12 protein-coding genes are annotated in these 12,036 nt (G+C 73.7%); 6 read left to right on the top strand and 6 right to left on the bottom strand.

Annotated elements, in window-relative coordinates; all coding sequences use genetic code 11:
• Positions 1 to 63 precede the first annotated feature (63 nt).
• From BLW85_RS02680 to BLW85_RS02665, 4 genes are all read left to right on the top strand, one after another.
• On the top strand, positions 64 to 897 hold the full coding sequence (locus BLW85_RS02680; RefSeq protein ID WP_074990354.1) for a helix-turn-helix transcriptional regulator: 834 nt from the start codon (positions 64 to 66) through the stop codon (positions 895 to 897).
• 297 nt (positions 898 to 1,194) lie between these two features.
• Positions 1,195 to 1,503 carry a hypothetical protein gene (locus BLW85_RS02675; protein WP_074990352.1) on the top strand — a complete coding sequence of 103 codons (309 nt, stop codon included), beginning with the start codon at positions 1,195 to 1,197 and terminating at the stop codon, positions 1,501 to 1,503.
• Between the two features lie 57 nt (positions 1,504 to 1,560).
• On the top strand, positions 1,561 to 2,820 hold the full coding sequence (locus tag BLW85_RS02670) for a nucleotide sugar dehydrogenase (RefSeq protein WP_074990350.1): 1,260 nt from the start codon (positions 1,561 to 1,563) through the stop codon (positions 2,818 to 2,820).
• Between the two features lie 156 nt (positions 2,821 to 2,976).
• On the top strand, positions 2,977 to 3,510 hold the full coding sequence (locus tag BLW85_RS02665; RefSeq protein ID WP_070029330.1) for an EF-hand domain-containing protein: 534 nt from the start codon (positions 2,977 to 2,979) through the stop codon (positions 3,508 to 3,510).
• An 83-nt stretch (positions 3,511 to 3,593) separates the two neighbouring features.
• On the opposite strand, the gene BLW85_RS02660 is transcribed toward BLW85_RS02665, so the two are convergent.
• The 6 genes from BLW85_RS02660 to BLW85_RS02635 are packed head-to-tail and all read right to left on the bottom strand — an operon-like array spanning position 3,594 to position 9,399.
• Positions 3,594 to 4,025, bottom strand: coding sequence for a DUF6917 domain-containing protein (locus BLW85_RS02660; RefSeq protein WP_074990348.1), 432 nt, complete (start codon positions 4,023 to 4,025; stop codon positions 3,594 to 3,596).
• Positions 4,022 to 4,972, bottom strand: a complete 951-nt coding sequence (locus tag BLW85_RS02655) for a Gfo/Idh/MocA family protein (protein WP_208624810.1) — start codon at positions 4,970 to 4,972, stop codon at positions 4,022 to 4,024. Before BLW85_RS02655 ends, BLW85_RS02660 begins: the two co-directional genes overlap by 4 nt.
• Entirely contained in the window at positions 4,969 to 6,096 is a 1,128-nt protein-coding gene (locus BLW85_RS02650) for an Ldh family oxidoreductase (RefSeq protein ID WP_074990346.1), read from the bottom strand. The genes BLW85_RS02655 and BLW85_RS02650 overlap by 4 nt, the downstream gene beginning before the upstream one ends.
• A 9-nt stretch (positions 6,097 to 6,105) precedes the next feature.
• Positions 6,106 to 7,458 carry a M20/M25/M40 family metallo-hydrolase gene (locus BLW85_RS02645; RefSeq protein WP_074990344.1) on the bottom strand — a complete coding sequence of 451 codons (1,353 nt, stop codon included), beginning with the start codon at positions 7,456 to 7,458 and terminating at the stop codon, positions 6,106 to 6,108.
• Positions 7,455 to 8,339, bottom strand: coding sequence for a sugar phosphate isomerase/epimerase family protein (locus BLW85_RS02640; RefSeq protein WP_070029326.1), 885 nt, complete (start codon positions 8,337 to 8,339; stop codon positions 7,455 to 7,457). The genes BLW85_RS02645 and BLW85_RS02640 overlap by 4 nt, the downstream gene beginning before the upstream one ends.
• A 1-nt stretch (position 8,340) precedes the next feature.
• Positions 8,341 to 9,399: a Gfo/Idh/MocA family oxidoreductase gene (locus BLW85_RS02635; protein ID WP_074990342.1), complete on the bottom strand. Its 1,059-nt coding sequence runs from the start codon at positions 9,397 to 9,399 to the stop codon at positions 8,341 to 8,343.
• 371 nt (positions 9,400 to 9,770) lie between these two features.
• Between BLW85_RS02635 and BLW85_RS02630 the strand changes: the two genes are divergently transcribed.
• Together BLW85_RS02630 and BLW85_RS02625 are read left to right on the top strand one after the other, a co-directional pair.
• A complete protein-coding gene (locus tag BLW85_RS02630) occupies positions 9,771 to 10,865 on the top strand; it encodes a DegT/DnrJ/EryC1/StrS family aminotransferase (RefSeq protein ID WP_239697728.1) in 1,095 nt (364 codons plus the stop codon).
• The gene (locus BLW85_RS02625) at positions 10,862 to 12,004 is read left to right on the top strand and encodes a DegT/DnrJ/EryC1/StrS family aminotransferase (RefSeq protein WP_074990339.1); all 1,143 of its coding nucleotides are present in this window, start codon (positions 10,862 to 10,864) and stop codon (positions 12,002 to 12,004) included. The genes BLW85_RS02630 and BLW85_RS02625 overlap by 4 nt, the downstream gene beginning before the upstream one ends.
• The last annotated feature ends 32 nt before the right edge of the window (positions 12,005 to 12,036 follow it).

Below are 12,036 nucleotides of genomic sequence, written 5' to 3'. Positions count from 1 at the left end.
CGCCCGGGGTAAGGGAGGGCGGTTCCTGGGAACGCCGGTACCACCCTGGCTGTTGGAACCGGCATGACGACCCGCACCGTGGACACCACACAGGAACTCGCCGCGTTCCTGCGGACCCGCCGCGAACGGCTGGACCCGCGCGAACTCGGTCTGCCCTCGCCCCGGCGGGCCCGGCGCACCCCCGGACTGCGCCGCGAAGAGGTCGCCGAACTCGCGGGTATCAGCGTCGACTACATCGTGCGGCTCGAACAGGGGCGCGGCATGCGGCCGTCGGCGGACGTGGTGGAGGCGCTGGCCCGTGCGCTGCGTCTGGCGCCCGCCGAACGCGCCTACCTCTTCGGCCTGGCCGGGCAGCGCCCCCGCACCCCCGAGAAGCCCGCCACCAGCGCGGCACCGACGCTTGCCCGGCTGGTCGCCGACCTGTCGCCGCTGCCGGCCATGCTGATGAACCACCGCTACGACATCCTGGCCTGGAACCACGAGATGACCAGGCTGCTCCTGGACTTCGACACCCTGCCCCCGTCACGGCGCAACTCGATGTGGGTCTGCCTGATGCACCCCCGGATGCGCGAGCTCTACGCCGACAGGGAACGCGTGGTGAGGGAGGGCATCGCCCACCTGCGCGCCGCGTGGGCCGCGCACCCGGACGATCCGGCGCTGACCGATCTCATCGCCGAATTCCTCGAGCGCGACGAGGAGTTCGCGCGGCTGTGGGCCGAGCGGGACATCGCGGTCAACGGCCGCGGGCGCAAGGCGCTGCGGCACCCGGAGGCCGGTGAACTGGCGGTGCGCTTCGAGGTACTGACGCCGCTTCAGGACCCGGATCAGCGCTTGGTGATCTTCCGGGCCGCGGATGACGCGAGCCAGGCGGCACTGGACCGGTTGTGCGCGCGCTGATCCGCCGCGGACGCTGCGTCGGACCCGCCGGACAGCGGTGGAATTCGCCCGTGCCTGACGGGAATTCCTCCGCTGTCACCGGAAAGTGAAAGGTTTCTTCGGCCGAACGGCGCCGACGGGCCGTGCCATGGTGAAGGCGCTGTACGGCCAAGAAGCCGTCAGCGCCCGTCGCCACCCTTTTCCGTCAACCTTGCTTGACCATGTCGCCGGTTCAGGTGCTTGCCCGTGGTCCCGTGCTTATCCGGTGCCTCACCAGAAAATAATCAACTCAACGACGCCACCGAAATGGAGTAATAGATGCGCCGTACCCGGATCGCCCTGCTCGCCGCGGCCAGTGCCCTGTTCGCGGTATGCGCCACCGCCGGTTCCGCCGGCGCGGCGGAGGAGGGCGACGTCGTGGTGTTCAGGACGGAACTGACGCCGCTGACCGTCTATCACGACCCGCAGGGGTGCCACAAACTCCCGCTGGACGCCCATGTGCTGACGAACCGCACCGACCGGCTGGTCACGGTGTACGGGGACCCCTTCTGCCTGACCCCCGGCCTCGTCGTCCGCCCCGGATACGGCGCCCACGTGGCGCCCGGCAGTGGCAGCTTCTCCGCCTGAGCCCCGCACCGCCCGTTCGTCACACACCCGCTTCCACACCCTGGAGAACCTGCGCAGATGGCCGCCGAACTCGTCGTCATGGGACTGGGGCACGTCGGACTGCCGCTCTCCCGAGCCGCCGTCTCGGCCGGCGTGGCCACCGCGGGGTACGACGTGTCCGGAACGGTGGTGAAGGGCCTGTCGGAGGGCCGCTCCCATGTGGGCGGGGTCTGTGACGCCGAGGTAGCGGCCATGCTCGACGTGGGCTTCCGCGCCACCGACGACCCCGCCGTCCTGGAGGGCGCACAGACCGTGGTGATCTGCGTGCCCACCGGACTCACCGCGGAGGGCCTGCCCGATCTGTCCGCCGTCGAGGCCGCGGCCGAGGCCGTCGCCGCCTGGCTGCACCCCGGGATGCTCGTCGTCCTGGAGTCCACCAGCTATCCGGGCACCACCGAGGACGTCGTACGGCCCCTTCTGGAGCGCGGCAGCGGACTGCGGGCGGGCGAGGACTTCCACCTGGCGTTCTCCCCGCAGCGCATCGACCCCGGCAACACGACCTGGAACATCCACAACACCCCGAAGATCGTGAGCGGTTGCACCGCGCTGTGCGCCAAATACGCCGTCGCGTTCTACTCCCGGTTCGTGGACCAGATCGTCGTCGCCCGGGGCACCCGCGAGGCCGAGATGGCCAAGCTCCTGGAGAACACCTACCGCTACGTCAACATCGCCCTGGTCGACGAGGTGGCCCTGTTCTGCCACGAGACCGGCATCGACATCTGGGACGTGCTCCACTGCGCCGCGTCGAAACCCTTCGGCTTCGCACCGTTCAGTCCCGGACCCGGCATCGGCGGACACTGCATCCCCGTCGACCCCCGCTACCTGGCCGCCCGGGCCGAATCCCAGGGCTTCCCCTTCCGCATGCTGGCAGCCGCCCAGGACGTACTGAGCCGCATGCCGGGCCATGTCGTCGACCGCGCGCTGACCCTGCTCACCGAAGCGCACGGCCGCCCCGAGGGCGCCCGGGTGCTGCTGCTCGGCGTCACCTACAAACCCGATGTGGCCGACGTCCGCGAGACACCGGCACGCCGGATCGCCGCCGGACTCCTCGCCGCGGGCGCGGACGTGCGGTACCACGACCCCTACGTCGCCGAGTTCACCGTCGACGGCCGGACCCTGCCACGCGCCGTGGACCTCCAGGACGCCATGGACCACGCCGATGTGGCCATCCTGCTCCAGGACCACGCCTGCTACGCCAGTCAAGCGCTCGGCCGGGCCCGCTGCGCCCTGCTGGACACCCGCGGCAAGGCCGTGGGCAGCAGAGTCACCCTTCTCTGATCCTCCCTTGCCCGCCGGCCCCTGTCCGGCACCCTCCCGGCCGGCCCGTCGCCGGCCCCCAGAGCCCGCGCACGGGCACCGCCCTGCGCGGTTGCGGCCCTGCCCAGGTGCCGCAGCACGTATCGCCGTGCATCCATCCAGAACAAGGAGAAACACATGAGCACTTCTGTCGCCAACGAGCGCCTGGCGAAGCGCTTCGACAAGTGGGACACCGACGGCAACGGTGTCCTCGACGCCGGCGACTTCCAGAGCGAGGCCGAGCGGATCGCCCAGAACCTGGGCAAGAACGCCGACTCGCCCGAAGTGCAGGAGCTTCACGACGCGTTCAAGGGCCTCTACGAGTACCTCGCCCAGAAGGCCGGCGTCGAGGCCGGCGGCGCCATCAGCCGGCAGCAGTTCCTCGACGCCACCGGGGACATGCTGTTCAAGGAGGGCGAGGCCAGCTTCAACCGCGCCCTGTCGCCCATCGTGAAGGCGCTCATCCGCCTGTGCGACGACGACCACGACGGTCAGATCAACGCCCGCGAGTTCCAGGCCTGGCTGTCCGCCGTCGGCGTCCCGGTCTCCCAGGCCGGCGAGTCGTTCCAGAAGGTCGACAAGAACGACGACGGCCAGCTGTCCGAGGACGAACTCCTCCAGGTGGTACGGGAGTTCCACTTCGGCCAGCTGGAAGTCGAACTGCTCGGCTGATACCCGCCGGACCCGTACGGGACCGGCCGCACACGGGCCCATGGACCCCGCCAGGTCCATGGGCCCTCCATCGCTGTCCGGGATCAGTGAGCCGTACGCTCCCGACCGGCCCGCCCCTGGGTGAAGGAGACGGCATCCTCCGGCAGCAGCTCCAAGTCCAGCCCGCTGACGGCGCGTTCGGCGTGGATCAGGATGTTGTAGTGGTTCGGCAGATGGCAGGCGTCGAAGCCGAGCACGGTGCCGACCACCGCGTCCCCGATCCGCACCAGGTCCCCCCGGTCGATGACGCCGCCACACTCCAGCTCGACGAAGCCGAGAAAGCCCACCCGGTCGATGCGGGCGCCGGGGCGGGGCTCCCACTGGTCGGTGGTGACCAACTCGTGCACCTCACCCCGGCGGACGCAACGCGCCGCGTGTTCCTCCAGCCGCATTCCCCGGTCCGTGCGCCGGTGCACCAGCACCTTGACCAGCGCACCGCGCACCACGCGCTTGGCGCCGTCCTCCGCCGGATTCACCGGCCCGCCACCGTCGTCGCCGTACCGGCCGCGGGCAGGGCGCGGCGATAGGCCGCCTCCACCAGTTCCAGCGCCTGAAGACCGCCGTGCGCCCCCGGACCGGCCGCCGCCCCGGCTTCCGCGAGCACGGCGAACTCCCGCAGGATCGCCTCGTACTCGTGCCACAGCGACCCCTTGAAGGCGGTGTGCCCGGCCAGCATGTCGGCGACCAGCACCTCCCCGTCGCCCAACTCCACCTCGACGTCCTTGCGTTCACCCGGATACGACCAGTCGAGCTCGACCGAGGCCGACGCCCCGGTGCGGCCGCGCAGACGCAGCACCGCCCGGCGGTCGAGGCCGAGGCCGTCGCGCCGGAGCTCGCAGCCGGTCAGAGTGAGGTCGCCGAGCAGCAGCCGGACCACGTCGAGGGCGTTGGGGCCGTTGTCGGCCACACAGCCGCCACCGCAGCGCGCCGGGTCCAGATACCAGTCCTCGCCGCCGAGGTGGTCCTCGATGCGCTCCAGGTAGCGCACCTTCACCGAGCGGATCTCCCGGCCCGCCGTCCGGCGCGCGAGGTCGCGGACGGCGGTGTTGTAGCGGCGGTGGAACGCCGTCATCAACGGGACCTCGTGGCGCCGCGCCAGTTCCACCAGCAGCCGTCCCTCGGCGGCGGTCAGGGCGAGGGGCTTCTCGACGCACACCGGGACGCCGGCCGCCAGGGCGTCCCGGCACACCGGCAGATGCACGTCGTTGGGCACCGCCACCACCAGGGCGTCCGGCCGGGCGTCGGCCAGCAGCGTCCGATGGTCGCGAAAGCGTGCCGCCGTGCCGCCGAACGCGTCGAGGGTCTCGGCGCGGGCGTCGCACACGGCGGTCAGCTCCCACTCGGGGAGCCGTTCGGCGGCGGCCAGGTAGTAGGGGGAGATGGCGCCGAGACCGACGACTCCCAGGCGCAGGGGGCGGGTCACCGGCCGCCCCCTGCGCCGTCGAGGAGACCGAGGGCGGTCAGCTCCTCGTACAGGTGCGGCGGCAGGGGGATGCCGTCGCGGCGGCGCTCGGCCGCGAGTTCCGCCTCCCACCAGCCCGGGTAGCGCACCGGTTCGCCCTCGCGCAGCGGCGGGCAGTCGACGAGCGTGCCGAACAGGGACCGGGTCGTGCCGGCCACGTCCGCGCCGGGACGCAGCACCTCGGGGGCGATGGCGAGCAGGAAGAAGCCGATGTCGTCGTCGCTGCCGTGCGGGCGGCCGTCGCCCTCCAGCGCCGCGGGCGCGGGCCCCAGCGCGGCGCCGGAGACCACGGCGGCCAGCAGTTCCACGGCGATGCCGAGCCCGTAGCCCTTGTGCACACCGGTTTCGGCGCTGCCGCCCAGCCAGCGCAGGAAGGCCTCGCCGCGGTCGAAGGCGGACGGGTCGGTCACCGGTTTCCCCGCCGTGTCCTCCAGCCAGCCCGCGGGCACCGGGGCGCCGCGGCGGGCGGCGACGCGGACCTTGCCGGTGGGTGCGACGGTGGTGCTCATGTCCAGCAGGAACGGGTGCCCGTCGAGGGCGGGTGCCGCGACGCTGAGCGGGTTGGTGCCGAGCATCGCCAGCGCCCCGCCCGGCGGCCGGGCGATGCGCTGCCCGCCGCAGTTGCTCGCGACCACGCCGATCATCCCGGCCTCGGCGGCACGGGCGGCGTGGAAGCCGGCGCACCCGAAGTGGGTCGCCCCGCGCACCGAGACCAGGCCGACGCCGTGCCGTCCGGCGCGTGCCACGGCGTCGTCCATGGCCTCGGCGGCTGCCCACAGCCCGAGCGCGCGGCGGGCGTCGACGACCGCGCAGGCGCCCAGGTCGGTGAGGGTGCGCGGCTCCGCACGCGGGTCGCAGCGGCCCGAGGCGAGCAGCGGCAGGTAGAGCCGGCCGAGGTTGAACAGACCGTGGGAGTCGAGGCCGGTCAGATCGCCGTGGCAGAGGGCGTCCGCGGCGAGCCGGGCCCGCGCGGCCGGGATGCCGTGGCCGGCGAACAGATCGGTGAGCGCGGTGCGCAGTTTCGCGTGGTCGACGAGGACGGGGGAGTGCTCGACCGCCGTACGGGGGGCGGTGGGTGCGGTCATCCGGGTTCCTTACGGGTGGGGGGTCCGGTTCTCTTCGGGCCGGGGCGTTCGGGGTGGCGGAGCGTGAGAGCGGGTCGGTGCGCTGGGCGCTTCGGGGCGGGGCCCTTCCGCGAAGGAGGTGACGAGGCGCCGTACGACGCCCGCGAAGTCCTCCAGATCGGCGAGGTCGATGAACTCACCGGGCGCATGGGCGCGGTTGGCGGCGAGCGAGCCGGGTCCCAGCACGGCGGTGAAGGCGCCGTCGAGTCCCGCCGCCCAGACGGCGTCGCAGGTGAAGCCGGGGTCGTCGGCCGGTGGCCGGGCGCCCGACCGGGCCAGCAGCGCCTGCGCCCACGGGTCGCGGTTGTCCAGGGCGGGCAGCCCCCGCTTGTCCCAGCCGAGCCGGGTGATGCGGGCCGCGTCCCGGGCGGTGCGGGCGAACTCCCGGGTGGTGCCGAAGAGTTCGGTGAAGCGGCGCAGGCCGTCGGCGAGTCGCCGGCCGACCGCGGTCTCCAGCGCCGCGCCGTCGCGGGTGCGCCGGTACGACAGGTTCAGCAGCAGCGTGCCGGTGCCGTGGACGCGGTTGTGGACGCGGCCGGTGTGCAGTCCGGCGACGCACACCCGGGTGCCGGGCACGGCGCCGTCCAGCCGGGCGGCGAGGTGCTGGGCGAGGAAGCCCAGCAGCACGGTGGCGTTGTGCCCGGCGTCCGGGCGGTCGTCCACCGCGTCCTCGCCCTCGACGGTGATCCGCGCGGTCATGGCGGCCGTGGCCCGGGGCAGCGCGCGCAGGCCGGTCGGCTCGCAGAACACGTTGAGCCGCCCGTGGTGCCCGGCCTCCAGCAGCGGGCGGGTGCCGTAGGTGCCCAAGGCCCCGCCCTCCTCCCCGGCGACGGCCTGGAGCAGCACGGTGACGTCCCGTCCGACGGCGGGGTGGGACGCGGCGGCCTCCAGCCCGGCGAGCAGCGCGACGGCGGGCCCCTTGGCGTCGACCGCGCCCCGGCCGGTGAACCGCGCGCCGTCGAAGACCGGCGGGGTGTGCCCGGCGACGGTGTCCAGGTGCACGTTGAACACCACCGTGTCCGCGCGGGGGCGGTCGGGTCCCAGCCGCAGCAGCAGACTGGGCTGCCCGGCGAGGAACCGCGGATCGCGGGCGGCGGCGCGGACCGTGGCCGGCACGTCCGGGCGGTCCAGGCAGGAGGCGTGCGGCGGGGCGAGGCGGACCGTGCGGAACCCGGCCAGGGCGGCGGCCGCCGCATAGCGGGCCAGGGCGTCCGGCAGCCGGGACGGCGGATCCTCCGGTCCGGCCTCCAGCGGGTTGACGCTCGGCAGGCGCAGCAGGTCCAGCAGCAGTTCGCGGTGCCGGTCGGTGAACGCGGTGCTCACGCCGGGCCGTCCGGTGCGGCGTGGTCCAGCAGCGCGGCCAGCGCACGGCCGGCCCGTACGAACAGGTCGGCGGCGTCCGCGCCGGCCCGGGCCGGCCCCTCGTGGGGGCGCACGGCGAGGTGCGGTTCGAGGGAGAGGGCCCCGGTGTAGCCGTGGTCGGCCAGGATGCGCAGGCACCGCGCCACCCCGGCCTCGCCCTCGCCGGGCAGCGTGTAGGCGGTGGAGCCGTCCGGCAGCCGCACGGCGTCCTTGATGTGCACGTGGGCGACGTGGGGGGCGAGTTCACGGAGCATCTCCGGGGCGTCGTAGCCGTAGGGGACGCCGTTGCCGGTGTCGAACAGCAGACGCAGCGCCGGGCTGTCGACGGCGCGCAGCAGCCGGAGCGCGCGGTCGGCCCGGTCCCCGGCCCAGCCCGCGCAGTTCTCGTGCACCAGCACCAGCCCCGCCCGCTCGGCGCGGTCCGCGAGGACTGCGGTGCGGGCCAGTACGCGGTCGGCCCAATCCGCCTCCGCTAGGCCGTCGTTGGGATACGACATGATCCGCACCAGTCGGCAGCCGAGGGCGGCGCACCGCTCGGCGAGCACATCGAGTTCGGCGAGGTCCCGGCCGAAGTCGCCGGTGACGGGACGCGACCAGTTGCCGATCCGGGACGCCACGGCGGTGACGGTGACGCCCGCGTCCGCCAGGCGCCGGGTGAGCGAGCCGAAGGCGGCGGGGGAGAGGTCGGCCAGTGCCGTGCCGTCGATGTTGCGCAGTTCCACGGTGGACCAGCCCAGTCGGCGCAGGGCGGCCAGCTGGCCGTCGGCGCCCGGCGCGGCCTCGTCCCCGATGCCGGTCAGCGGCCCGAACGCGCCGCGCCCCGCGATGTTCCGTCCGGGCATGTCAGCGGCTCCCCGCGGGGGCGTGCGGTACGACGGCACAGCGCTCGCGGGCCGCGCACAGCAGCCGGGTGGCCGCACAGGCGAGCGGGAAGTTCGCGGCCCCCGCAGTCCCGGAGGCGAAGCCCCGGTAGGCGCACTCGAAGAAGTCGGTCAGGGCGTCGTCACGGAAGACGTGGTGCCCGGCCTCGGACTCGCCGTCCGGCGCGGGTGCCGTGCCGTGGCCGGACGGGGAGACGACGAGCTGGGCGTGGTCGTCGTCCTCGCTCAGCGGGAAGTGGGCGGTGGCCGTGCCGCCCTCGAACTCGCAGACCACGCTGCGCTGCCTGACCGGTGCGCCGAGGTCGGAGCGGAGCAGGGTGCGCACCCCCGACCGGTGCTCCAACTCCACGTGCGCGCCGCCGAGTCCGGGCAGCGCGCGGTCCGTCAGACGCAGGTCCCAGCAGCGGGCGGCGCGCAGTTCGGCGGGACCGGCCAGATCGAGCACCAGCCCCAGGGAGTGGGGGATCTCCACGTCGAGGGCGGTCGGGTGCCCGTCGGTGGTCAGCGACCGCAGGAAACGGGGCTTGTGCTGGTCCACGGTGATCCGGCGGAGGGCGCCCAGCCGTCCGCCGCGGATCAGGCGGCGCAGCCGGCCGGCGAGCCGGGAGCTGGTCCAGTGCGCCACGACCGCCAGCTCGAGGCCCTCCCGTTCGCGCAGCCGTACCAGGGCGTCGAGTTCCGCCGCGGAGGCGGCGAGAGGTTTCTCCACGATGATCCGGCGCACGCCGTGCCCGGCCAGTCGCGCGACCACCTCGTGGCGCAGCCGGGGCGGGGTGCACACATGGGCCACCGCGGTGGCCGGGTCCACCTGGGCCAGGGCCTGGTCGAGCGTGCCGACGACCGTGGCCTCGCCGGGCTCGGCCGCGGCCCGCAGCGTGCCGGCGCGCGGGTCGCAGCCGACCGCGGGCAGGGCGACCAGCGGAGCGCCGGCGGCCGCGGTGCGCCGGGACAGCCGGACGAGCGTCCTCAGGTGCAGTCCGGATCCGGAGCGGCCGAGCCCGATCACGAGGGGCTGCAGCACAGGGCCTCCTGGAAGGGGAGTGGGGAAGGAGAACACCGGGCGCGGAACACGCGGTTCGCGTCGCGTCGCGCACAACTCCGGTGCGCCGCAAGACTATTGCGGCCGGTTTGGGAAAGGGTCAAGCGATCCGGAACCTCGTTACCCACAAAGTGTGAAGATGATCCTTTCCTTTCTCCGCCGCCGGGAAGGTACGACTAGCGTTGCCGGTCAATCCACAGAAACGACGGGGCGGGTGAGAATTGCCTTCCAGTGGACAGCTCCGGGCGCGGGCCGGGAGTGCGTCTCCGGTCACTCCGGGGACGGCCGAACCGATTCCCTTCTTCTCCCAGGTCGCCACTTTCGAACAATTGTGGCCGACCATCGAAAAAGCGTTGGAGGACGTTTTCCGCAGTGGCAAATTCAGCCACGGACAACAGGTCGGACAGTTCGAGGCGGCGCTCGCGCACTACACCGGCGCCCGGCACGTGATCGGCGTCAACAGCGGCACCGACGCGCTCGTGCTCCTGCTGCGCGCCTGCGGACTGCGCCCCGGTGACGGGGTCCTGGTACCGGCGTACTCCTTCTTCGCCACCGCCTCCGCCGTCGTACTCGCGGGCGGACGGCCGGAGTTCGTCGACATCGACCCGGACACCCACGCGATGGACCCCGCGGCGCTCGACGCCGCCGTCACCCCGCGCAGCCGGTTCGTGATGCCGGTGCACCTCTTCCACACCATGGCCGACATGGCGGCCGTCGACGCCGTCGCCCGGCGGCACGGACTGACGGTCGTCGAGGACAGCGCCGAGGCGATCGGCATGCGCCGGCGCGGGCTCCACGCGGGTCTGCACGGCGCGGGCGGCGTGCTCTCCTTCTTCCCCTCCAAGACGCTCGGCGCGCTCGGCGACGCCGGGGCCGTCCTCACCGACGACCCGCAGGTGGCGGACACCGTCGCCGCCCTGCGCCACCACGGCAGGACCGGCCGTACGCTCAACGACTTCCCGGCCATCTCCACCGAGAGCGCACTGCCGGGCATGAACAGCAAGATGGACGACATCCAGGCGGCCGTCCTGCTCGCCAAACTGACCGTCCTGGAGGAGCAGATCGCGCGCCGCGCCGAACTGGCCGCCGCCTACACCGCCCGGCTGCGGGACGTGCCCGGGATCGTCCGGCTGCCGCGGACCACCGCCGAGGGACCGGACGACCGGGACGTGTACTACGTCTACCTGATCGAGACGGAGCACCGGGACGCCCTGGTCGACCACCTCGACGAGCGGGGCATCGGCACCGAGGTCTACTACCCCCTGCCACTGCCCCACCAGCCCGCCTTCGCCCACCTGGGCCACCGGCCCGGCGACTTCCCGCAGGCGGAGGCGGCGGCCCGGCGTGCCGTGGCCCTGCCCTTCCACCCCGATCTCGACCCCGGCGACCTGGACCGCGTCTGCGACACCATCGGCTCCTTCCTCGCCACGACGAGGACCACCGCATGACCGCAGCGCCGCCCGTCACCGTCCCCTTCTTCCCGCCCGCCCTCTTCGAAGCCGACCGCCCCGCGCTGATCGCCCTGGTCCGCGAGGTGGGCCTCGACCCGGAGCAACGTTTCATCCTGGGCGCGCGCACCGCCGCCTTCGAAGAACTGATGCGCGCGGACCTCGGCGCCGCCGACGTGGTCGCCTGCTCCAGCGGCACCTCCGCCCTCACCCTGGTGCTGCGGGCCATGGACGTCGGCCCCGGCGACGAGGTGATCGTGCCCGCCTTCGGCTGCGCGCCCCTGGCCTCCTCGGTCGTCACCGCCGGAGCCACCCCCGTCTTCGCCGACATCCGGCCCGACACCATGACCATGGACCCCGACGCGGCCGAACGGCTCGTCACCCGGCGGACCAAGGCCGTGATGCCCGCCCACATGTTCTCCGTGATGGCCGACATGCCCCGCTTCACCGAACTGGCCCGGCGGCACGGACTGCGCCTCCTGGAGGACTCCGCGGTCGCCCAGGGCGGCGTGCTGCGCGGCGTCCCCGCCGGACTGTGGGGCGAGGCGGGCGTCTACTCCTTCGTCCAGGTCAAGACGTGCGGCATGCCCGGCGAGGGCGGCGTGGTCGTCACCCGCGACCCGGCGCTCGGCGAGCGGGTGCGGACCCTGCGCAACCACGGCCAGCACCCCGGGCGCCGCTTCGTCCACCACACCATCGGCGTCAACAGCCGCTTCGACGAGATCCAGGCGGCCTTCCAGATCCACCGCCACGCCGGATTCCCGGCCCGCCTCGCCCGGCGCGCCGAGATCGCCGCCTACTACACCGAGCGCTTCACCCCGCTCGCCGGCCTCGGCGTGACCCCGCCGCCGCCCGACCCGGACGGCCGGTGCTTCTACGTCTACACCGTCCTCGCCGACGCCCGCGAAGCGCTCGCCGCCCACCTGACCGCCCACGGGGTGGCCAGCCACGTCTACTACCCCCAGCCCCTGCCCACGCACGCCGCGTTCGCTCCCTACGCGCCCCCCGGCGCCCGCTGGCCGGCCGCGGAACGGGCCGCCCGCCGCCATCTGGCGCTGCCGGTGCACCACCTGCTGACGGACGACCAGGTCCAGCAGGTCGCCGACCTCGTGTGCGCCTTCGCCACCGAGCACCGCTGAACCGCGGCGTCCCCCCCCGAAGCGCGGCCCCG

The sequence above is a fragment of the Streptomyces misionensis genome (assembly GCF_900104815.1).
Classification (GTDB): domain Bacteria; phylum Actinomycetota; class Actinomycetes; order Streptomycetales; family Streptomycetaceae; genus Streptomyces; species Streptomyces misionensis.
The sequence above is the reverse complement of the archived record's forward strand: the minus strand, read 5'-3'. Positions and strand labels throughout refer to the sequence as shown.

Bases quoted from the DNA above. Each gene is read 5' to 3' on its own strand.
- BLW85_RS02680 (WP_074990354.1), top strand. From the start codon at position 64: ATGACGACCCGCACCGTGGACACCACACAGGAACTCGCCGCGTTCCTG.
- BLW85_RS02640 (WP_070029326.1), bottom strand. From the start codon at position 8,339: ATGCCCGGACGGAACATCGCGGGGCGCGGCGCGTTCGGGCCGCTGACC.
- BLW85_RS02625 (WP_074990339.1), top strand. From the start codon at position 10,862: ATGACCGCAGCGCCGCCCGTCACCGTCCCCTTCTTCCCGCCCGCCCTC.
- BLW85_RS02675 (WP_074990352.1), top strand. From the start codon at position 1,195: ATGCGCCGTACCCGGATCGCCCTGCTCGCCGCGGCCAGTGCCCTGTTC.
- BLW85_RS02650 (WP_074990346.1), bottom strand. From the start codon at position 6,096: ATGACCGCACCCACCGCCCCCCGTACGGCGGTCGAGCACTCCCCCGTC.
- BLW85_RS02670 (WP_074990350.1), top strand. From the start codon at position 1,561: ATGGCCGCCGAACTCGTCGTCATGGGACTGGGGCACGTCGGACTGCCG.
- BLW85_RS02665 (WP_070029330.1), top strand. From the start codon at position 2,977: ATGAGCACTTCTGTCGCCAACGAGCGCCTGGCGAAGCGCTTCGACAAG.